This window comes from Lentzea alba, from assembly GCF_047445655.1.
Taxonomy (GTDB): domain Bacteria; phylum Actinomycetota; class Actinomycetes; order Mycobacteriales; family Pseudonocardiaceae; genus Lentzea; species Lentzea alba_A.
This window is the reverse complement of the sequence record NZ_JAJAEG010000024.1, coordinates 61334-82940: the sequence shown is the minus strand read 5'-3', so window position 1 is coordinate 82940 and position 21607 is coordinate 61334. Positions and strand designations below refer to the sequence as shown.

At 68.5% G+C, this 21607-nt stretch carries 20 protein-coding genes and 1 pseudogene; 11 read left to right on the top strand and 10 right to left on the bottom strand.

Annotation, left to right across the window (positions count from 1 at the left end):
* The first annotated feature begins 8 nt into the window (after positions 1-8).
* Entirely contained in the window at positions 9-1289 is a 1281-nt protein-coding gene (locus LFM09_RS34005; protein WP_414100683.1) for an FAD-dependent oxidoreductase, read from the top strand.
* Here LFM09_RS34005 and LFM09_RS34000 read toward each other — a convergent pair.
* The 4 genes from LFM09_RS34000 to LFM09_RS33985 form a co-directional block, all read right to left on the bottom strand.
* Positions 1267-2463, bottom strand: a complete 1197-nt coding sequence (locus LFM09_RS34000; protein WP_414100682.1) for an alpha/beta fold hydrolase — start codon at positions 2461-2463, stop codon at positions 1267-1269. The genes LFM09_RS34005 and LFM09_RS34000 overlap by 23 nt on opposite strands.
* Before the next feature lie 9 nt (positions 2464-2472).
* On the bottom strand, positions 2473-3684 hold the full coding sequence (locus tag LFM09_RS33995; protein ID WP_414100681.1) for an alpha/beta fold hydrolase: 1212 nt from the start codon (positions 3682-3684) through the stop codon (positions 2473-2475).
* Positions 3685-4015: 331 nt separating this feature from the next.
* Entirely contained in the window at positions 4016-4804 is a 789-nt protein-coding gene (locus tag LFM09_RS33990) for an SDR family oxidoreductase (RefSeq protein WP_414100680.1), read from the bottom strand.
* Positions 4805-4842: 38 nt separating this feature from the next.
* A complete protein-coding gene (locus tag LFM09_RS33985; RefSeq protein ID WP_414100679.1) occupies positions 4843-5205 on the bottom strand; it encodes a nuclear transport factor 2 family protein in 363 nt (120 codons plus the stop codon).
* Positions 5206-5283: 78 nt separating this feature from the next.
* On the opposite strand from LFM09_RS33985, the gene LFM09_RS33980 reads away from it, so the two are divergent.
* The 9 genes from LFM09_RS33980 to LFM09_RS33940 all read left to right on the top strand — a co-directional run bounded on the left by LFM09_RS33980 (position 5284) and on the right by LFM09_RS33940 (position 15605).
* Positions 5284-6078 carry a MerR family transcriptional regulator gene (locus LFM09_RS33980; RefSeq protein ID WP_414100678.1) on the top strand — a complete coding sequence of 265 codons (795 nt, stop codon included), beginning with the start codon at positions 5284-5286 and terminating at the stop codon, positions 6076-6078.
* A 976-nt stretch (positions 6079-7054) separates the two neighbouring features.
* Positions 7055-7381 carry a hypothetical protein gene (locus tag LFM09_RS33975; RefSeq protein ID WP_414100677.1) on the top strand — a complete coding sequence of 109 codons (327 nt, stop codon included), beginning with the start codon at positions 7055-7057 and terminating at the stop codon, positions 7379-7381.
* 76 nt (positions 7382-7457) lie between these two features.
* Positions 7458-8630 (top strand): pyridoxal phosphate-dependent aminotransferase, encoded by a 1173-nt coding sequence (locus LFM09_RS33970; protein ID WP_414100676.1) that lies wholly within the window; start codon positions 7458-7460, stop codon positions 8628-8630.
* 23 nt (positions 8631-8653) lie between these two features.
* Positions 8654-9304 carry an SDR family NAD(P)-dependent oxidoreductase gene (locus tag LFM09_RS33965; protein ID WP_414100675.1) on the top strand — a complete coding sequence of 217 codons (651 nt, stop codon included), beginning with the start codon at positions 8654-8656 and terminating at the stop codon, positions 9302-9304.
* Positions 9301-10641, top strand: a complete 1341-nt coding sequence (locus LFM09_RS33960) for an aldehyde dehydrogenase family protein (RefSeq protein ID WP_414100674.1) — start codon at positions 9301-9303, stop codon at positions 10639-10641. The genes LFM09_RS33965 and LFM09_RS33960 overlap by 4 nt, the downstream gene beginning before the upstream one ends.
* Before the next feature lie 141 nt (positions 10642-10782).
* Positions 10783-13608 (top strand): helix-turn-helix transcriptional regulator, encoded by a 2826-nt coding sequence (locus LFM09_RS33955; protein WP_414100755.1) that lies wholly within the window; start codon positions 10783-10785, stop codon positions 13606-13608.
* Positions 13609-13759: 151 nt separating this feature from the next.
* On the top strand, positions 13760-14299 hold the full coding sequence (locus tag LFM09_RS33950) for a sigma-70 family RNA polymerase sigma factor (RefSeq protein WP_414100673.1): 540 nt from the start codon (positions 13760-13762) through the stop codon (positions 14297-14299).
* Positions 14300-14436: 137 nt separating this feature from the next.
* Positions 14437-15108, top strand: coding sequence for a response regulator (locus tag LFM09_RS33945; protein WP_414100672.1), 672 nt, complete (start codon positions 14437-14439; stop codon positions 15106-15108).
* A 302-nt stretch (positions 15109-15410) separates the two neighbouring features.
* A complete protein-coding gene (locus LFM09_RS33940; protein ID WP_414100671.1) occupies positions 15411-15605 on the top strand; it encodes a hypothetical protein in 195 nt (64 codons plus the stop codon).
* 383 nt (positions 15606-15988) lie between these two features.
* Here the strand turns inward: LFM09_RS33940 and LFM09_RS33935 are convergent.
* The 6 genes and pseudogenes from LFM09_RS33935 to LFM09_RS33910 all read right to left on the bottom strand — a co-directional run.
* Positions 15989-16252, bottom strand: a pseudogene (locus tag LFM09_RS33935) (Atu4866 domain-containing protein); the annotation flags it as partial.
* A 24-nt stretch (positions 16253-16276) separates the two neighbouring features.
* Positions 16277-17653: an amidohydrolase family protein gene (locus LFM09_RS33930; RefSeq protein WP_414100670.1), complete on the bottom strand. Its 1377-nt coding sequence runs from the start codon at positions 17651-17653 to the stop codon at positions 16277-16279.
* Between the two features lie 21 nt (positions 17654-17674).
* Positions 17675-18253, bottom strand: a complete 579-nt coding sequence (locus LFM09_RS33925) for a flavin reductase family protein (protein WP_414100669.1) — start codon at positions 18251-18253, stop codon at positions 17675-17677.
* 82 nt (positions 18254-18335) lie between these two features.
* A complete protein-coding gene (locus LFM09_RS33920) occupies positions 18336-19112 on the bottom strand; it encodes an SDR family oxidoreductase (RefSeq protein ID WP_414100668.1) in 777 nt (258 codons plus the stop codon).
* 38 nt (positions 19113-19150) lie between these two features.
* The gene (locus LFM09_RS33915) at positions 19151-19999 is read right to left on the bottom strand and encodes an SDR family NAD(P)-dependent oxidoreductase (protein WP_414100667.1); all 849 of its coding nucleotides are present in this window, start codon (positions 19997-19999) and stop codon (positions 19151-19153) included.
* A 146-nt stretch (positions 20000-20145) separates the two neighbouring features.
* Positions 20146-21000 (bottom strand): helix-turn-helix transcriptional regulator, encoded by an 855-nt coding sequence (locus LFM09_RS33910; protein ID WP_414100666.1) that lies wholly within the window; start codon positions 20998-21000, stop codon positions 20146-20148.
* A gap of 102 nt (positions 21001-21102) precedes the next feature.
* On the opposite strand from LFM09_RS33910, the gene LFM09_RS33905 reads away from it, so the two are divergent.
* Positions 21103-21607, top strand: a 505-nt coding sequence (locus LFM09_RS33905) for a helix-turn-helix domain-containing protein (RefSeq protein ID WP_414100665.1), incomplete at its 3' end; no start/stop codon positions are given.

Genomic DNA, 21607 nt, shown 5'->3' with positions numbered 1-21607 from the left:
CGGACACCATGGGTGTGCGTGCGGGCACCAGCGCGATCGTCATCGGTGCGGGGCTGGCAGGTCTGGCGACCGCCCGGGTACTGAGCGACCACGTCGACGACGTGCGCGTCCTGGAACGGGACCGCCTGCCCCTGGAGGCCGTCCCGCGCCCCAGCGTCCCGCAGGGGCGGCATGCCCATGTGCTGCTTGCCTCCGGTCAGAGGCAGTTGGACGACTGGTTTCCGGGACTCGCCGACGAACTGACGGCGGGCGGCGCGGTCAGTGTGCCGGCTGATCTCGGCTTCATCTCCTCGTCCATGAGCCAGCCTCTGCTGGAGCGAACGATCCGCGGGCTGCTGTTGCGACAACGGCCCAACGTGTCGGTCAGTGACGAGACGGCGGTGGACGGCCTGCTCGTGGAGGACGGCCGGGTGGTCGGCGTCGAGGTCGACGGTGTGCGGCACCGGGCCGACCTGGTGGTGGCCTGTTCCGGTCGCCACACCCGTTTCCTCGACCAGTTGGCCGGAACAGGGTTCCCGGCACCGCCGGTGTCCGAAGTCCGCATCGACGTGGCGTGCGGAACTTGCGTTGTGCCGCGGCAGCCGGACGATTTCGCCGGTGCGCTCGCCGTCGCCGTCGATGATCCGGCCCTCGGCCACCGAGTCGGCCTGATGGTGCCGGCGGAGGGCGACCGGTGGATCATCACCCTCGCTTCCTTCCACGACGACGGACCCCCGGCCGATCCGGCCGCCTACGAGGACTTCGCCCGGTCCCTGCCGTTGCCGCTGATCGCCGACGTCCTGGCACAGGCCGAGGCCGCGACACCGGTCATGACCTACCGGATGCCCACCAGCCAGCGTCGCCACGTGGAACGGTTGAAGCAGACCCCAGCGGGGTTCCTCGTGCTCGGCGACGCCATCTGCAGCTTCAACCCCCTTCACGCGCAAGGGATGTCGTCTGCGGCTCTCCAGGCCCGAGCTCTCGGACATGCCATCTCCCGGCACGGCTCCGCCTCACCGCGCTTGCCCGGTGCTTTCTACCGGCGGGCCGCCAGGGTGATCGACCTGCCGTGGCGGATCGCGGCAAGAGCAGATCTCGCCGACCCCCGCATCAGTGGGCCCGACCTCGTCGGCACCGACCTCGTCGACCGCTACCTCGACAAGGCGTTGTGGGCAGGCCACACGTCGGTTCCGGTGGCACGTCGAACGATGCAGGTGCAGCATCTGCTGGCCCGGCCGGAAACTCTGATTACCCCGGCCATGATCGTCCGGGTGCTGCTGACCGCGGTCACTCGGCCACGAAGGCGTTGAGGTGGGACAGGAATTCGGGCCAGGCCGGTTCGGACGCGGTGAGCAGATGGTTGCCGCTGTCTAGAAGGACCAACTGGCTGTTGGGAATGAGGGCGGCCAACTCGCTGGCCTGTGTGGCCGGGACACGTGCGTCGTTGCGGGAGTGCAGGATCAGCGTCGGGCACTGCACCCGATGGGCGATGCGGGAGACGTCGATGTCGGCGAACTCCTCCAGGAACCGCACTCCGTTGGACGGTGAGGTCGTCTGCCGCTGGAAGGCGGTGAAGTCGTCCCAGTCCTGCGTTGTGCCATCGGGCAGGAACTGCGAGGCGAAGATCCGCAGGAAGCCGGGATCCTGGTGACGCCACCCCACTCGGGCCACCTCCAGGTCGATACCCGCCGCCTCACGTTCGTCGTCGTCGCGGGCCCGGACCAGCCGCCCGCGGGCATACGCCCCGGCCAGGATCAGGTGGCTGACCCGCTCGGGACGGCGTACGGCGTAGGCGACGGCCACCGCACCTCCTTGTGACACCCCGAGCAGCGGGAACCGGTCGAGTCCGGCCGCCTCCACCACGGTGTCGAGGTCGTCGACCCAGTCGTCGAACGTGAAGCTGGGCACGTCCCAGTCCGACATCCCGCATCCCCGCTCGTCATAGCGGATCAACTGCCGGTCGCGGGCGAGACCGGACAACCAGTGCGACCACACCGGGGTGGTCCACTCCAGATCGAGGTGGGTCATCCAGTTCGCCGCCTTCAGCAGCGGTGGGCCGGAGCCGACAGTGGCATAGGCGATCCGGGTGCCGTCCTCGGCCCGGCAGAAGCGGATCACCTGACGGCTCGCACCGTCCGGCACTACGGTGCCCGCGGGCCTGGGCCGGGCCACCGCGGCCGGAGCCACGAACTGGTAGCCGCGCCGGTGCACCGTTCGAATCGACTGCTGCTGTTCGCCGGTGTCCCCGATGGCGAGACGCACGGTCCGCAGGGCCGTGGTCAGCGCGGCCTCGCTGACGAAACGGTCGCCCCACACCACGTCGAGCAGCTCATTCTTCGGCACCACCCGATCCCGGTGCGTCACCAGGTGACACAGCAGATCGAAGGCACGCGGCTCCACGTGGACCAGCTCGCCCGCTCGACACAGCTGGTGACCCGCGATGTCCAGCTCGTACTCGCCGAAGCGCAACACTTCCCCCGCCATCGACGCAGCTTACTGATCTTGCTCGGCCAGGAAGGTGTGCAGCTCTTCCAGGAACCGCGGCCAGGCGGGCTCGTCGGCGGTCAACAGGTGGTTGCGGCCGTCGAGAACGACCAACCGGCTGTCGGGGATGAGCTCGGCCAGTTCCGTCGCCTGCGAGAGCGGAATTCGCGGGTCGTCGCGGGAGTGGACGATCAGCGTCGGGCAGCGGACCCGCCGAGCCAGGTCCGCTACGTCGAGTCGGGTTTGTTCCTCCAGGAACCGGGCTCCGTTGGCCGCTGAGACCGAGCGCCTCTGGAAGCTGGTGAACGTGTCCCACTTCTCCGGAGTGTCGTCGGCGAAGAACTGGGCTCCGAAGAACCGCTGATAGCTGTGGTTCTGGGCGTGCCACCCGGCGAGGGTGAGCTTCAGGTCGAGTGCGGCCTCGGCCCGTTCGGTGGCGTCGCGTGCCTGGGCGATCCGGCCGCGCGCGTAAGCCGCGTTCAGCACCAGTCGGCTGACTCTCTCCGGCCTGAGTGCGGCGTAGGCCGCCGCCAGAGGACCGCCCTGCGAGACGCCGAGCAGCGGGAAGCGGTCGAGTCCCGCCGCGTCGGCGACGGCGTCGATGTCCTCGATCCACTCGTCGAGCGTGAAAGTCGTTGTCCAGTCGGACAAGCCGTATCCCCGCTCGTCGTACCGGATCAGTCGGCGGCCACGAGTGAGGCCCTCGAACCAGTGCGCGAACTCGGGCACGGTCCGTTCCAGGTCCATCTGGCTCAGCCAGTTGGCGGTTCTCATGAGGGGCGGTCCCTCGCCGGTGGCGGCCCAGGCGAGACGCGTGCCGTCCGCCGTCCGGCAGAACCGGATGACGTCGCGGGACCAAGAGGTTTCGACAGCGGCATTGGTCGAAACAGGGGGCTCGGCTACCTCTGTGTTCGTCGAAGCCACGAACTGATAGCCGCGGCGGTGCACGGTGCGGATCAACTGTTGTTGACTGCCGGTGTCACCGATGGCCAGGCGAACGGTGCGCAGTCCGGTGGCGAGGGCTGCGTCGGAGACCGGCTCCCCACTCCACACGGTCGTCAGCAGTTCCTTTTTGGACACCACCCGGTCGCGATGCGCCACTAGATAGCACAGCAGGGCAAGGGCTTTGGGCTCGATGCGGACGGGTTGCCCGTCGTGGCGGAGCCGACCAAGGCCCGGGTCGAGGTCGAACCGTCCGAAACGGTAGATCGCCGAGCTCACAACCAAAGCCTACTGTCTCGGCAGTCGTAGACTCGTCCGCCGGATGCCGGTAGCGCACTGCTGCGTCCGCGACTTACAGCGGGTGGGCCACGCCTTCGCATGACCCACCCGACCTGTGCGTGCCGAGAAGTACGTCCGTGCAGGTCAACGGGCATCGATGGGTGGTGGTCGTCATCCGGCATGATCGCGGCCGTGTTGGCCCGTTTCGCCTATCTCGCCGTTTCCCACGCCTTCGCCGCGCTATGCCTGCGTTCGAGTCCTGCTTGCGCAGGAGGGGCTCGGCAGCCGGATCGAGCTGTCAGCGAGTGGCCGCTCGGAACCGCCTCCTGGCTCAGACGGTCGGAACAGTCCCGCCGTCGATCACGTACTCGGCGCCCACGATCGCCGAGGCGCGGTCCGACACCAGGAACCCGACCAGGTCCGCGATTTCCTCGGTGTTCGCGAATCGCCCCAGGGGTACTCCTCCCAGGGAGTCGTAGATGGTCTGCTTGGCCGCTTCACGCGTGAGTCCGTTGCCTTCGGCGATCCGGTCCACGAATCGTTCGTAGGCTTCGGTCTCGATCCCGCCGGGGCTGATCGCGTTGACCCGCACGCCACGCGGCGCGAGCTCGTTGGCAAGTCCCTTGCTGTACGTGCGCAGAGCGGCCTTCGCTGCCGCGTACGCCAGGGACGCGTCGTACTGGGGTAGTTCACGCTGGATCGAGGTGAAGTGCAGCACCACGCCCGCCCCAGACTCGATCATCGCCGGGAGAAGAGTTCGATCGAGCCGCACCGCTCCCAGGAAGTTGAGGTTCAGCTCGGTGAGCCACTGATCATCGGTGATGACCGCGAATCCACCGGCCGGCGTCGACGCACCTCCGACGACGTGCACCAGGATGTCGAGGGCGCCGCCTGCCTCAGCGATTCGAGCGGCCACGGCATCGGTGCCCTCGATCGTCGTCACGTCCGCTTCGACGAATCGGTCAGGGTGCTCGTACCCGTCGGGCATCGTTCGCGCCGTCACGTACACGTCGGCACCCATTTCTCGCAGCCTCTCTGCGACGGCCTTGCCCGAGCCCTTCGAACCGCCCGTGACCAGCGCCCGGCGACCGTCGAGACGATCGCGATCTGAACCAGACAATTTTCTCTCCACTGAAGATCGACGTGGCGCCAGTTCGGTCAGGCTGTGTGGTTGGCGATGACGAGTTCGGCGACGAGGCCATCCCGCAACGCGAACCGGTAGTCGAGTTCGGCGACGCCGCCCGGGAAGGTGCCCTCGAGCCGCACGGTCACCACCCAGTGGTTGTCGTCGATTCGGTGAGCGCCGATCTGTTCGGTCGTGTACTCGAACTCGAACCCGGCGTCCCGCAGGAACGCGTGGACCTCTTCTCGGCCTCGGAAGGTCTCGCCCTGGTCGACGATCACCGCGTCCTCGGTGAGGAACGACGAGGCGGTGTCGGCGTCGTGGACGACGTGGGCGGCGAAGAACTCGCGCACGGTGGTCGGGAGCAGATCGGACGGGAGATCGGTGTGCTGTGTCATGAGCCCATCGTGTGACCTCACGGTGCGGGAGGGTCAAGCCGTGGACTCTCCCCCTGGGAGAGAGTCCAGAATGCGGGGGTGCTGACCATCGGGGAGTTCTCGCGGCTGACCCACTTGAGCGTGCGGACCCTGCGTCGGTATCACGAGGCGGCCCTGCTGGAACCCGCCGTGGTGGACGAGACCACCGGTTACCGCTACTACGGCGTCGACCAGATCCCGACCGCGCAGGTCATCCACCGGCTCCGCGAACTCGACGTCCCTCTGAGCGATGTTCAGCGAATCCTGCGGACCCCCGACCCCGGTGTCCGGGCGGCTCTGGTCGCGGACCACCTGCAACGCCTCGAGGACGAGCTCGACCGCACCCGGGCCGCGGTCGTGTCGCTGCGCCGCCTGCTCCGGCCCGACCCCGCGCCGATCGACGTCGAGCTGCGTGCGGAGCCTGCCCGTACTGTCGCGGCGGTGGAGGCCGTAGTCAGAGGTCGCGACGTCGCGACCTGGTTCGCAGGCGCGATGGCCGAACTGGAGGCGGCTGTTGGCGCCGCCGTGACCGGACCGCCGGGCGGCTGCTACGACAACGCCCTTTTCGAACAGGAGCGCGGTCACGCGCTCGTCTACCTGCCGACCGCTGCGCCACCTCGCACCGGACGCGTGCACCCCGCAACTCTCCCGGCCGCGGAACTGGCCGTCACCACCCACATCGGCGAGCACGACGGCATCGAGGTCACGTACGGCGCACTCGGGACCTGGGTGGTGGAGAACGCGATGTCGGTGGCCGGGCCGGTGCGGGAGGTCTACGCCGTCGGCCCTCGTGACGCAAGCGATCCCGCTGCGTGGCGCACCGAGATCGGCTGGCCGGTCTTTCGCGTCACCTGAAGCGGTCAGTGCGGAGCGGAGTCTTGGAACAACGAGACAACCGCCTTGATCGCGGAATCACCGCCGAGGTGAGCCTCGAGTCATGTCAAGAGGCCAGGGGTGGCGGCATTTCCTCAGTCGGTTAGTGATCCAGGTACGTGTCGCCGCCCTGGCCGGACCTCGGGGAGGGCACCACCCTGCGCGAGGTCGTTGTGTGGAGGGCCAGACGGGTCTGACCTGCGGATTCGTACCGGCAGCTTGGTTGTGGAGGCGCGCTTCGCGCTGGTGCGACCGGATGTGTCAGGAGCCGGCGGAGGGTAGGTGCTGACCCGCTCGGCAGGACCAGTCGTTACGGACACGCCTTAGCTCCGTGTGCCGTGAACGTCCGCTTCTGCCGATGAGCGGATGTTCCGCACACAGGCTCCGGGCGTCCTTGCATTCGTGACGCGGTCCGGGTTGCGACGTTCGGTGACCGCGGCCGGTCCGCGTCAGTGTTCCGAACGCGCCTACGTCGGCAAGGCGGCTGCGGAGAGGGCGCGTAGATCGTCGAAGGCTTGGGAGAGGTACACGTCCAGGCTCGGCGCGGGGGGTCGTTGATCCAGGCTTCGACAGCGTGCTGGCGGCGTGGTGTGCCCATCCGGACTTCCACGTGATCAAGTAGATGCCGCGGCGCGGTCCGCTTCGGGCTGAGCAGGCGCGGGCGCGCGGGTTCACCGGCCCGAGGAGGACTTCACCGAGTTCCAATGGCTGACGTCACGGAGCACGCCCAGTGAGTTCCCGTTTTGACGCTCGCACCAGGGCGCGGTGGTGAACTGACAATGCTCATCGATATCGGATCTCTCTTCGAGTAGTCGGATCCGGCCAATTAGCGCGCTGATCAAGCCCTGCTCGGCCAGTTGCGCGGAATGTCCGTCACACGCAGAGTGATGCTGATCGGTTCGAAAGGATTCACGAATCGAGACGACGCTGCGCGTGATTGTTCAGGGCTGTCTGGTCGGTGAGACGCGTAATTCCGATCAACGGGAACGGCACCGCGGCGCTCAAAGCGGTCGCTGGCCATCTGGCCACGCAGTTCCCCGACCTGAAGTACGACATCAAGCCCGTGATCGCCGAAGGTGACCTGGTGCGGGTGCGCTCCAACGTGATCCTCACGCCGGGCAGCCGGGGAACAGCGGTGGTCGACATCTTCCGGGCCGAGCCGCAGGACGCGATCAATGGCCGCGCCGCCGAACCGATCGTCCGCGATGCCGACCAGCTGCGTCGACTCCGCTCGCACGCCGCGAAATGTTCTCTGTCGGTGCCCGTCCGCGCGGTGTTGGTGTGAAACCATCGGCCATTCTGAGTGGGCCGTTGGATGCCAGTGCTGGATTCGATCAGGCCGGAACACAACTCTTCACCCCATGACAAAAGGGTTGTCCAGTCGAACATCGCATTTCTTCCTGCCGAAGCAGTGGGCGTCGATGCGCCGCGCCGAGCAACTGGAGCGCGCTACCGGCAGGCATGTCATCCACCTGGAGAAGGGAGACTTCCAGGGAGAGGAGTTCCGGCCGGCGCCGCACATCCTGGAAGCGTGCGCGAAGGCGTTGCGCGACGGTCACGTGCGGTACGTGCCCGGTCCAGGTCTGCCGGAGCTGCGCGACGCCATCGCCGAGGAGGTCACGCGCCGGGGCAGGCCGACCAGGAGGGAGGAGGTCCTGGTCACGATGGGCGCGAAGCACGCGTTGACGCAGAGCCTGCTCACGCTCGTCGACCAGAGCGACGAGGTGATCTTCTCGAACCCCGGCTACCCGCCGGACGAGTTCTGGATCACCTACGCCGGTGGGGTGGTGAGGTACGCGCCGCTGCTGGAGCCGGACTTCCGGTTCGACCTCGACGCGCTCGCGAGGCTGATGACGGCGAAGACGAAGCTGCTGATCATCAACACGCCGCAGCGGCCGAACGGCATGGTCGTCGGGGAGCTGGAAAAGATCGCCGCTCTGTGCATGGAACGCGACGTGATGGTGATCTCCGATGAGATCTTCAGCCACATGGTGTACCCGCCCGCCGCGCACCGGACGATCGCCGCGGTGGACGGCATGGCCAAACGGACCGTGCTGGTCGACACGTTCAGCAAGAGCTACATCATGACCGGGTTCCGGATCGGCTGGTGCGTCGCCGACGCCGACCTGATCAGGACCATGGACATCTTCCAGCAGAACTCGGTCACGAACGTGCCGGCGTTCGTGCAGACGGCCGCGCTCGCCGCGTTGACAGGGCCGCAGGACCACGTGCTGGCCACGCGCGCACGGCTACAGGCCAAGCGGGACAAGGTGGTCGCGGCGCTCAACGCGTTACCCGGCGTCACGTGCCCGACACCGGAAGGATCGTTCTACGTGTTCCCCGACATCCGAGGCACCGGCATGACCGCCCAGCAGTTCACCGACCATCTGATCGACCACTACTCGGTGGGCGTCGTGGCGGGAACGGCGTTCGGCAGTCTCGGTGAAGGACACGTGCGGATCACCTACGCGCTGCCGGACGACCTGCTCGACGCAGGGTTGGAGCGGATCAACCGGGCAGTGAACGACCTGTGACCTTCGGCGGTAAAACCGTTCTCGTGACCGGTGCGGGCGGCGGTATCGGTGCCGAATACGTCAGCGCCTTCACCGCGCACGGGGCGGCCGTCGTGGCACTGGACCTGCCGGAGTTCGACGTCACGTCCGAACGGGACTGGCAGCTGGCGGTGACGAAAGCGGGCCCGGTGGACGTGCTGGTCAACAACGCCGCGGTGTACGGCGACATCGGGCACAAGCGGCCGTTGACCGAACTCACCGTCTCCGACTGGGACCGGGTGCTGACGGTCAACGTGCGCGGCACCTGGCAGGGCATCAAGGCCGTGGTGCCCGCGCTCACCGAGGGCGGCAGCATCGTCAACATCTCGTCGGTGGTGGGCCGGATCGGCGCACCGGGCTTCGCGCACTACGTCGCCTCGAAGAGCGCGATCGAAGGCCTGACGCGCGCGGCGGCGCGGGAGCTCGGTCCACTGGGAATCCGGGTGAACACCGTCGCACCGGGGCTGGTCAGCACCGACGCCACCCGCAGTTTGAACACGCCCGACTACGTCGCGGCGGCAGCGCAGCGCCGGTCGCTGCGACGCGAGATGACACCGCACGACCTGGTGGGCGCGGTGTTGTGGCTGGCCTCGCCCGCCTCGGCGTTCGTCACCGGACAGACCCTGATCGTCGACGGCGGGGAGGTGTTCACGTGACCGTGCGGCCGATCAACCCCGCCACACTCGAACCACTCGAGACCGTTGAGTCCACGACGATCGAGCAGCTCGACGTGGCGGCGTCCCGTGCCGAGGCCGCACTCGCGGGAGCGTGGCCTGTCGACGCCAGGCGACGCGCCCGAGTGCTGCTCGACTGGGCGTCCGTGCTCGAAGCGCACACCGGCAAGATCGTGCACGCGCTGGTCACCGAGACCGGCAAGCCGATCATCGAGGCACACGTCGAAGTGCGCGCGTCCCTGGATGCCCTGCGCTACAACGCAGGCCTCGCCGCACACCTCGGCGGCCACGCGGGGACGCTGCCGGACGGGACGGCGTCGCACCTGGTGCGCGAACCCGTCGGGGTGACGACCTTCATCGTGCCGTGGAACTGGCCCTTGCTCCTGCTGTTGCGTGACCTCGCTCCCGCGTTCGCCGCCGGGGTGACCGCGTTGGTCAAGCCCGCGCCGCAAACGACACTCGTCACCGACTTGGTGCTGTCGCTGGGTTTCCAGGCCGGATTGCCCACTGACGTCGCCCACCTGATCGTCGGGCACGCGGACGTGGGACAGGTCGTGGTCGAGCATCCGCTCGTGCGTGCCGTTGCGTTCACCGGCTCCTCGACGACCGGGGCGGAGATCCTGCGGGCGTGCGCGACGGGCTTCAAGCGGCCGCTGCTGGAGATGGGCGGCAAAGGCGCGGTGGTCATCTGCGCGGATGCGGATGTCGGCCTCGCCGTGAGCGCGGCGGTCCAGGCGGCGGTGATCACGTCGGGCCAGATGTGCATGGCGTGCACCAGAATTCTCGTCGACCGATCGCTGTACCAGGCGGTGCTGGTGAAGGTGCGAGCAGAACTGGAGACAGTGCGGGTCGGCGACCCCGCCGACCCGCGCACCCAGCTCGGGCCGCTCATCTCCCCGGCCGCGGGCGAACGCGTCGAGCGATACCTCGGCAGGTCGTGTCGTCTGCCCGGATTCGCCGGCTATTTCATGCGCCCGGTAGTCGTGACCGATGTCGATGTCGACTCGCCGCTCGTGCAGGAGGAGGTGTTCGGCCCGGTCATGACCGTCGAGCCGTTCATCGACGAGGCGGACGCGGTGCGGCTGGCGAACGCGACGCGGTTCGGCCTGGCGACCGGTGTCTGGACCCGCGACATCGGCCGCGCCTGGCGATTCGCACGGGCGATCCAGGCGGGCACGGTGTGGGTGAACGGCTACAACCACTCCTATCCCGAGGTGCCCAGCGGTGGGTTCAAGTCGTCCGGGCTCGGGCGCACCCGCGGCGTGGCCGGGGTGGAGCAGTTCACCGAGCTGAAGCACGTGCACTTCTCCCTGAAGTGACGGCGATGGCCGCAGGCCAACCGAGGGGGAATTGGCACCCCCGTACCGCTTGCGCTGCACCAACCGGGCCGCGCCTTCGTGACGATCGTCCAAAATGGACAGAACTGGCGGCTCGGCGATCGAGAGGACTAGCATTGCCGTCTGAGTGGACGTGCTGTTCCGGACTCACGTCTGGAGGGTGGTGCAGGAACGTCCGATAACGAACCTCCGCCAGGCCAGCTGGTCGGCCGCGATCACGAGATCGGCCGGTTGCGCGGTCTGCTGGCCGCGCTGAAGACAGGCCGCGGAAGTGTCGTGTGGATCGAAGGCGAACCCGGCGTGGGGAAGTCCGCGCTGATCGCCACAGTGCTCGCGGAGGCTGCCGAGGCCGGCTGCCGGACAGCCCTCGCGGTCGGCGACCAACTCGTCCAGGGTCTTCCAGTGCGTGCGCTGCTCGACGGTCTCGGCCGTGCCGGCGACGTGGCCGAGCTGGACTGGGATGTGGCGGTTGGCGGCGATCCCGTTCCCGTCGCGGTGGAGCGGTTGCTGTCGCTGGTGGATCGCTGGTGTGCGCGGGCGCCGGTCGTGCTGGCTTTCGACGACCTGCAGTGGGCTGACGAGGCGAGTCTCCTCGCCTGGCGTGAACTCGGCCGGCTCGCGGATCAGAACCGGCTGTCGCTCGTCAGCGCCTGCCGGCCGGTGCCGGTGAGGCCTGTGATCGCGCGCCTGCGCAGAACCACATTGCAGCGTCGTGCCGTGCACCTGCCTCTGGGACCGCTCGACCCCACTGCGGTCGTTGCCCTGACCGCGCTGCTGGCCGGAGGCCAGCCGGGGCCGGGACTGCGCGCGGTCGCGACGCAGGCCGGCGGAAATCCGCTGTACGTTCGTGAGCTGGTCGACGCCTTGCTGCGGGACGGGCTGCTGCGGCTCGCCCGTGGAAGCGCGGAACTGTTGTCCGACGGCGAGTTCGCCGGGATGTCACCGGCGGGCGCGATCGCAGCCCGGATGGACTTTCTCACCTCTGAGGCGACGAACACCCTCCGGATGGCCGCGGTGCTCGGTCACGGGTTCTCCGTGTCGGATCTCGCCACCGTCACCGGACAGCAGGCCAGTGAGCTGTTGCCTGTTGTGGACGAAGCGATAGCGGCCGGCGTGCTGGCCGAGGACGACGACCGGCTGGTCTTCCGTCACGGTCTGATCCGTACCGCCCTGTACGAGGCCGCGCCCGTCAGCGCTCGGCTGGCGATGCACCGACAGGCGGCACAGGCGCTCGCGGAGGCGGGGTTGCCCGTCGACCGCGTGGCGGGCCACCTGCTGTTGTCACCGGAGTCCTTCGACGGGTGGGTGCTGGACTGGCTGGTCGATCACGCGGTCGAACTTGCCCACCGCGTGCCGCAGGTCGCTGCGGAGCTGTTGCACGTCGCCGTCGAAAGGTGTGGTGGTGAACCCCGGCAGGCGAAGTTGCTGTACGGGCTGGCCACCGCGCTGCTGTTGCTGAACAGGTTGCACGACGCCGAACGGGTCGCCAGGCAAGCTCTCGCGCAGGCGGCTGAACCAGAGGCGATGGCGGAAGTCGCGTGGGTTCTCGGCCGGACGCTCGCCCGGCTGCGGCGCCACTCCGAAGCGTTGCTGGTGTGCGAGCAGGTCGCGGCACAACCCCGGATACCGGCGGTGTGGCGGGCCAGGCTGAATGCGTGCCGCGCCTACGCGCTGGCGATCTCGGAACAAGGCGTGGCGGCGAAGGCGGCGGCCGAGCGAGCCCTGACGGAGGGCCAGCGTCTGGCGGACGGGACGACCACCGGGTACGCCGCGCTGTCGTTGTACATGCTGCTCGACTACGCGAGCGGCCTCGTGTGTTTGGAACAGGCACTCGCTGACATCGGTGAGGCGCCGGAGACGATGGATCTGCGCGTGCCGCTCTTGGTGAACCGCAGCACGTGTCTCGACGAGCTCGGCCGTCACGATGAGGCCGAGGCGGTCATGGGAGAAGCGCTGACGCTGACTCAGCGACGGGTCACCTGGCGGTTGGCGACCGTGCGCTGCACGGCTGGCTGGCAGTATCTCGACATCGGCCGCTGGGACGACGCGAAGGCGGAGTTCGAGTCGCTGGCCGATGAACCCGACGAATACGTGCGCTGGGTGCTTCTCGGTGGTTTGGCGTTCATCGCGTGCCACCGCGACGAGAAGGCTCTCACTGTGGAGCTGTTGGCCGCCGCGGACCGCATGCCCCAGCCGACAGGTTTTCTGCTCGGAGCTACCAGCCACCTGTGGATGGCACGTGCGGTCGACGCAGAACAACGCCGCAACATCGCGCAGGCCGCGAAGATCTTCATCAGGACGGTCGGCATCGAGGATGGTGTCCGTTACTACGACAGGCATCTCTGGTTGCCCGATGTCGTCCGGCTTGCCCTCGCGATCGGCGATGCCGATCTCGCACACGCGGCGGTGGCGGCCGCCGAGGCCGACGTCGCCGCGGAGCAGCTGCCGAAGCGGCACCTGGCTGCCCGCCGGGCCAGAGCCGTGCTCGACGGCGACATCGCGCGCCTGATGGAGGTGGCCGACGACTACCGCGTCGTGGGACGACCGCTCGAGCTGGGTCAGACGTGCGAGGAGGCAGCGGTCCTGCTCGCCAGGGAGGGAGAGCGAGCATCGGCTCGTGCCTGGTTGACCGACGCGGTGTCGGCCTACCTCCAACTCGGTGCCACGTGGGATGTTCGTCGTGCCGACGGTCGGCTGAGACAGCTGGGAGTGCGGCGCGGCCCGCGGGCGATCCGGCATCGCCCTGCAACCGGGTGGGAGGCGTTGACCCCGACCGAGCAACGAGTCGCCGAGCTCGTGACCGAGGGTCTTTCCAACCCGGACATCGCTGCCGAGATGTTCCTGTCCCGGCGCACCGTGCAGACCCACGTGTCCAATGCGCTCGCGAAACTCGGTGTCGCGTCGAGAACCGAGATCGCCCGCGAAGCGGCTCGGCGCAACCCTCGGTGAGGCTCGTTCGGTGTCAGGGCGCGAACTGAGACGGCGCGCAATGCAATAACTCGGCGAGGTGGCGGATACGAACATCCTCGGCGTTCACGAAGCTCCAGGTCTACCGACAGCGTGGTCGGCTATCGGTTGTCGTGGCCGTCGAGGAGCGTGGATGTCCAGTTTGTGGCCCCGCACGCACGAGCACGTACGGGACGAGGCGTTCATCCGCGCACTCTACGAGGAACACAGCTGCTGGCTCATGGCTTATGCGGTACGCGCTACCGGCGACCACTGGCTGGCGGAGGACCTGGTGCAGGAGACATTCCTGCGCGCCTGGCTACATCCGGAGTCGTTCACCGGGGACGCCGAGGCACATGGCTGGCTGTACGTCGTCTTGCGCAACCTGATCTTCGATCGCGCCCGCTCACGAGCAGTGCGTGCGGCGGAGATGTCGACGCCCGGTGACTCGCCCTCGACCACGCCGGTGCAGCTGAACCACGTACAGACCACAGTGGACTCGATAGTGGTGTACCAAGCGGTGAGGCGGCTGTCCGAAGACCAGCGCCGGGTCCTCTACGAGTTCTACTTCCAAGGAAGAACCAGCGCCGAGACAGCCGCCGTGCTCGGTGTTCCGGAGGGAACGGTCAAGTCCCGAATCCACTCCGCACTGAGAGTTCTCCGCAGGATGGTCGTCGACCGGCGGACGGACTGACGGACCCTCATCCGCTCGCCTGCATTCGGCGACCGATCACCGCACGCAGCGACCGCTCAGCGCGGAGACCAATCCGGCCACCGGGTATCCCCGGTGTTCTGTCCATTCGCAACAACGAAACCCTGAGCAGGAGAAAAGTGGAGCAGGACAACAGGATCACTGTCGGGATCGCTGATGACGAGAGGTCGACCCACGTCGGAGTGCGGGACGTGTTGCAGCGCACCGAGGATGTCGTCGTGGTCGGGGAGGCTCGGGACGGCGCGGCTGCCGTCGAACTCGCCAGAAGGTGCCGGCCGCGGGTGCTGCTACTGGACGCGGACGTGCTGGGATCGGGCGGCCCCGCGGCCATCCGCCTTGTGCGGCGCGACGTCCCGACCACCAAGATCATCATGCTGGGCGCATCGGCGACGAGCGACGTGACCGTTCCCGCTTTGCGCGCCGGCGCGGCGGGCTTCCTGCGCAAGAGTGCTTTGCCGGACGATTTCGTCCGCGCGGTGCGGAGTGTCGCCGCCGGTGGTGTAACGTTGTGCCCAACTGCCACGCGCAATCTGATCGATCAACTACTCGCGGCCGAGACGGAGCCGCCGCAACGCGTGTACGAACGGGTGGGCACGCTCACCGAACGCGAACGTGAAGTGTTGATCCACGTCGCCCGTGGCATGACCAACGCAGCTATCGCTCGCGCCCTTTGGATGAGCAACAGCTCCGTCAAGGCCTACGTCAGCCGTATTCTTATCAAACTTCGTTGCGACAGCCGTCTCCTTGCCGCGCTGATGGCACACGACGCCGGGTTGATCAATCGCCCGTGAGGCTCGTCCGCGCCTTCCGTGGCAATGGTGTCGGTGGTGCCCGCCAGGGCGTCCAGGCTCATCACGGCCAGGACACCGGTGGGATTGATGTTCTTTCCGGTGTCCGATCTGGATGGTGCTGCCGCACGAGCGAGAGCAGTCTTGACGAACTCGATCAGCTCGTCGGCCTCGCGGGAAGCTTGCCACGGCAGACAGAACAGGGAGTCCTGATAGAACGGTGGCCGGTGCGATCGCGGCCGGTCGCGAGACGCTGAGCGAACTCCGCCGCTCCGTTGACGTCCGATGGGAACGTGTCGGCAGCGATGACGACGCGCCGCGCGCTGGAGGTGGAGGCCGCGGGCGGTTCGGCGGAGGTCGAGGCGGTGAAGTTGGAGAACGCGCCGGAGGTGGTGCGCGCGGAGGTGCTTCGCCTGGCCGGCCTGCTGGGCACGACGCCACTGCCGGAACCGCGCGTCGGCTTCGCTCAGGTCGACGCTCGACGCTCGACGTTCGGCTGACGCGGTCGAGCACGGGTGGGTGGTCAAGCTGTTGGACACGGGATCCCCTCGCTTTGGTGCTCACCGAGCACACTGCGCGAATTCCTTGGTACCGCTTGGAAAAAACTCCAGGCCAGAAGCCGAAGGGCTCATGACCCGAAACGGGGAAGTTGTCTGCTTCAACGTCACCGGCTTCGCAGATCGCGAAGAAGTACTCGAGTTGGCGCAGGCGCACGACAGCGGTCAGTTCACGAGTTCGGGTAGGAGGTGGTCCGCCGATTCCTGGAGTTCTCCTCGCAGTACGTCGAGGTCGACGTCGACGAGGGCGCGATGCCGTCTCGGATGAGCGTCGCGGCGGTGAGGTCGAGCGCCTCCTGCGCCGTTCTCGTGTGGACCTCGCACCGTTCACGGTGCAGTACGAGGTGTTCGTGGTAGAGGATTCCGTCGCGGACGTCGCCCGTCGCGGTGAACCCGAGGTCGTCGAAGTAGTCGATGTGGTCGCCGTCGACGGTGTACCGGCCGGTGTAGGCGCGTTTGCGGCCGTCGCGCTCCTCCTCGTAGCGACCGGTGGGCAGGAGTTCCTGGCGGATGCGGCCCTCGGCTGTGACCCACATGCCGACGTGGGGGTGCGGCGCGGTGGCCGGGGGGCGGGTCGCGTCCTCGAACATGGTCTTGGCCCTTCTGCGGTGTGTTCAGCGCGGGTGAGCGGCTGTGAAGATGCGGTCGCGTGAGGCTCGGACGTCCTGCCTGAGCGCGGGCACGTCGACGTCCAGGACGGTGCCGTTCCACTTGCGGACGTGTCCCGCGATGAAGACGCCGTGGATGTTGCGGGGGTCGGAGCCCAGGACGAGCGTGCCGATCGGGTCGTTGAGCGGCATGTTGTTGAGGTCTTCGGCGTTCACGAGCAGCAGATCGGCCTGTTTGCCCGGGGTGACGGAGCCGGTGACGTCGCCGAGGCCGATGCTCTTGGCGCCGTGCAGGGTGGCGAAGTCGAGGACGTCGTGGACGCCGATCCGGGACGGCGTGGTGGTGGTGCCGTAGGCGGCGTTGACGGCGCTCATGCGCTGGATCGCGTGCAGGGCCCGCATCTGCGTGAACATGTCGCTCGCCAGGGCGACCTCGACGTCGATGCTCAGGCCGGGGCGGATGCCGGCGGCGAGTGCCTCGTCGATGGCGGGGACGGCGGTCTCGAGCCCGATCTGCGCTTCGGAGGTGGGTGCGAGGGAGACGCCGGCGCCGGCGTCGGCCACGGCCTGCCAGGCCGCGCCGGTGAGGCCGGTGCAGTGGATCAGGGAGACGTCCGGGCCGAGGACGCCTTCCTCCTCCCAGCGGAGGATCGCTTCCGAGGAGGAGGTGCCGAAGACGGCGTCGACGCTGACGCCGATGTCGAGGTCGCGTGCGATCCGGGCGAGGCGGGGGCCGTAGGCGAGGTCGGGTCCGGCGATCTCGTCGGTGGCCAGCGAGGCGAGGCGCAGGGTGACCAGGCTGTCGCGGGCGGAGAAGTAGGTGTTCTTCAACCGCGTGAGGTCAGCTGGCCACTGGCCTTCCCACTCACCGAAGTGCGGGCGCATCGAGGCGTGCACGCCGCGGATGCCGGTGTCGATCAGGGCCTGGACGGCGGCGTCCGAGTGGGCGGGTGTGCGGGAGTTGTGGGAGAAGTCGAGCATCGTGGTGATGCCGCTGTCGATGGCGGTCAGCGCGGCCAGTTTCGTCCCGATGTACATGTCGTCGGGCTGGTAGACCGGGGCGATGCCGGCCAGGGTGGACATGACGTACTCGCCGAGGTCGTTGACATCGGGCATGACGCGGCGCAGTTGCGCCTCCCAGGCGTGGCGGTGGGTGTCGACGAAGCCGGGGGCGATGATCGAGCCGGTGGCGCCGACGACGATCGCGTCGGTGACGGGCAGTTCGGTGGCGACGGCGGTGATCGTGTCGCCCTCGACGAGCACGTCGCCTCTGGTCAGGATGCCCAGTCCGGGGTCCATGGTGACAACGGTGGCGCCGGTGAACAGGACGCGGCGTCGGGGATCAGAGGCGTGCCGGCGCAGCAGTTCGAGCGTGCTGGACATGGTGGTCCTGCCTTCTGGAGTTCAGCGGGTGAGGTGGTGCCACTTGGTCATGCGGTCGCGCAGGTCCACAGTGGACGCGTTGGCGGAGAACGTGCCGTCGCCGCGGTGGTGGAACTCGCCGGCTCCCCGCTTGGCGGCGTCGAACCACGCCCGCTCCCCGCGCAGGATCCACAGGTGGTAGTCGTCGACGAGCCGGTCGTCGGCCACTGTGCACTCGATGTTGGCGAAGCACTCCGCGACCAGTGGCGCTCGCACCACGGTGGCGGGGGAGGGGGTGAGGCCGAACCGCCGCCACTTGTCGGTGCCCCTGCCGGAGGTGTTGCCCACGCCGACCACGCGCTCGGCGAGGTCGATGGACGGGATCGCGATGACGCACTCCCCGGTCGAGCGCAGTGCGTCGTAGCTGTGGTCCCAGGGGCCGACGATCAGCCCGATCAACGCACCGTGGGCGATCGGCATGTTGAAGCCGTTGGTCATCAGGTTCGCGCGGTGTCCGTCGAAAGTGGACACCATGACGACAGGGCCGGGCTCGATCAACCGGTGCACGTCGCTGATCGGGTACTCGGTGAACCCCTGGCGGTCGAGACTGGCGGTGGTCATGGGTCGGAGCCCTTCTGGTGGAGGCGCGGGCGGTGACGGCGAGCTCGCTCCCGCCGTCACCGGCAGCGCGCACCGCATCCGGCTAGATCGCCTGTGCGGTCGGGAGGATCGTGATCTCGGTGAGGTTGACGTGGCGCGGCACGGAGGCCATGAACGCCACGGTCTCGGCGACGTCCGAGGACTGCAGCACGTCGATCTGGTCGATGAGATCGGCCATCAGCTTGCTGGCGTCCGGGTCGGTGACGTGGTCGGGCAGCTCCGTGTCGACCATGCCGGGCTCGATCGTCGCGACCCGGATGTTCTTGCGGCCGAGCTCGACGCGCAGCAGCCGGGTCAGGTGGCTGATGTAGGCCTTGGTGCCGGAGTAGACCGAGAACTTCTCCAGGATCCGGGTGGCCGCGATCGAGGAGGTGGTGATCAGGTCGGCCGGCTTGCCCGCCTCCGCGGCGGAGGTGAGGTGCGGCACGAACGCGCCGATGACGTTCATGACCCCGGTGACGTTCAGGTCGATCTGGCGCTGCCACTCGTCCTGGCGCAGGTCGGCGATCGGCGAGATGAGCTGCACGCCGGCGTTGTTGAAGACGAGGTCGGCCGTCCCGAGCTGGTCGGCGACCTGGCGGGCCGCGGCGTGCACGGCTTCCCGGTCGGTGACGTCGACCGGGACGGCGATCGCGGTGCCGCCGGTGCTGGTGATCGACTCGACCAGGGCGTCGAGCTTGTCCTTGCGGCGGGCGAGCACGGCGACCTTCGCGCCGAGCTCGGCCAGGCGGGTGGCGGTGGCGGCGCCGATGCCGCTGGAGGCGCCCGACACGACGGCCACGCGGCCGGCCAGCGGGGTGTTGGTGAGCAGAGCAGACATGGTGGATGTCCTCTTCTGGGAAAGCGGGTGGTTGAGGGTCAGACCGCGACGACGACGTCTTCGTGGGCGGTGGCGGCGGACTTGTCCCGCCACGGCGCCAGGTCCTGCTCGATCTGGGCGAGCTTCACCTGCAGGCGGTCGATCGTGTCGGGGCCGAGGTACAGGTGGGTGGGCAGCGTGTCGCCGCTGGTCACCTCGTGGATCAGGGCGGCGCCCTTGACCGGGTCGCCGAGCTGGGTGTGGTTGGCCGTGCCGACCCAGTCCAGCGTCACGTGCGCGGGCGTGCCGTCGTAGTCGGCGATGCGCTCGGCCGCGAGCGACAGCGAGCTGGCGTCGAGGAAGTCGGTGCGCAGCACGCCCGGCTCGACCACCATGGACTGGATGCCGAACGGTGCCAGCTCTGCCGACAGGGCCTCGCTGATCCCGGCCACGGCGAACTTGGAGGCGCTGTACAGGCTCACGCCCGGTTCGCCCTCGAAACCCGACCGGGAGCCGATGTGGACGACCTTGCCGGAGCCCTGCCGACGCATGCCGGGCAGTACCGCGCGGGTCATGTTGATCAGGCCGAAGACGTTGAGGTCGAACAGGGACCGCGCCTCGGCGTCGGTGATCTCCTCCAGCGCGCCAAGCAGGCCGCGGCCCGCGTTGTTGACCAGCACGTCGATGCCGCCGAAGCGGTCCGTGGCGGTCTGCACCGCGCCGGGGATGGCCTGGGCGTCGGTGACGTCCAGCGCGACCACCAACGCGTTCGCCGCCGCCTTCAGGTCTTCCGGCACGCGGTCCGGGTTGCGCACGGCGACCACGACGTTGTCGCCGCCGCGCAGGGCGGCGCGGGCGATCTCCGCTCCGAGGCCGCGGGATGCTCCGGTGATGAACCAGGTGGACATGGGGATCTCGTTCCTTCCGGCTGTTCTGCCTGTGCGGCGGGCGTTTCCCGCTGCTGACAGGAACGAGTTTGTCCACGTGGGACAGCCGGAAGAAGGCCGCGGGTTTCCTGGGAGAAACGCACCCACCCAAGGCACCGCGCCGAGATCTAGACGAGCGGAACCCCCGTCACGGGGGAGGCGAGTGCGGCGTCGGCGTGGGTGCGCAGCCGCCGGAACGCCTCCGCGGTCGGGGAAGTGGGCTCGGCCTGGTAGACGACCAGCTGCTGGTGCGGAGCGCCGCTGACGGTGAAGGTGGCGAACTGGATCTCCAGGTCGCCCACCCGCGGGTGGTGCAGGTGCTTGCTCTCCTGGGTCTTCGGCTTGACGTCGTGCCGGGCCCACAGCTCGGCGAACTCCGGACTGCGCTCGGACAGCGCGGCCACGACCTCGGCGATGCGCGCGTTGCCGGGATCATGCCCGTACGCGGCGCGGATCTCGGCGACGCAGGAGTGCGCCGCGCGATCCCACTGCCGGTAGAACTCGCGCCCGGCCGGATCGAGGAACACCATGCGGGCCAGGTTGTCCGCCGGGGTGAAGCCCGCGTGCAGCGCGTCGGCCATGGCGTTGCCCGCCAGGACGTCCAGCGCGGGTCCGACGACGAACGCCGGTGAGTCGGACCAGCTGTCCATGAGCTGCCGCAGCTGCGCGCTGACCGGCAGGCGGCCGTTGCCGAGCCACGCCCTGGCCTCCGCCGGTCGCACCAGCAGCCAGAGGTGCTCGGTGGTCGCGGCGTCGAGCTTGAGCGCCCGTGCCACCGCCTCCACGACCTGCGCCGACGGGCTGGACTCACGGCCCTGTTCCAGACGCATGTAGTAGTCGCTGCTCACCCCCGCGAGGATCGCGACCTCTTCACGGCGCAGGCCCTTGACGCGGCGGCGCCCGTGCTCGGGCAGTCCGACGTCGTGAGGCGTGAGGGCTGCACGACGGGCACGGAGGAAGTCGCCGAGAGGTGTGCCGCTCATGACGGCAGACTCAACCCGTGCGGCGGCCGCCCGTCAACCGCGGCGACCCTGGGTGAGACGCACCCAGGCTGAGCATCCTGCTCCTGTCCTAGCCTCGGTCGCATGAACCACGAGCGGAACACGGCGCTGGGCGCGTTCCTGCGCACGCACCGTGCTCTTGTTCGTCCCGAGCAGGCAGGGCTGAGCACCGAGGGGCGCCGTCGGGTTCCCGGACTGCGCCGGGACGAGGTCGCCCTGCTCGCCGGGCTGAGCGCGGGCTACTACGCCCGACTGGAGCAGGGACACGAGCGCCCGACCCTCCAGACCGTCGAGAGCCTGAAGCGTGCGTTGCGCCTGGACGAGAGCGCCGCCGTCGAGCTGCACCGGCTGGCGCGTCCCGCCACCCGCGACCGGCCCGAGCGCGTCAGTCCGCACCTGCTGGTCCTGCTCGACGACTGGACCGCGGCGCCCGCCTATGTCCTCGGCCGGTCCGGTGACGTCCTGGCGCGTAACGCCCTCGCGAACGCACTGCACTCGCGTTTCGTCCACCGGGACAACCTGTACCGCATGATCTTCCTCGACCCCGCGGGACTCGAGTTCTTCCGCGACTGGACCGCCACGGCCCGCG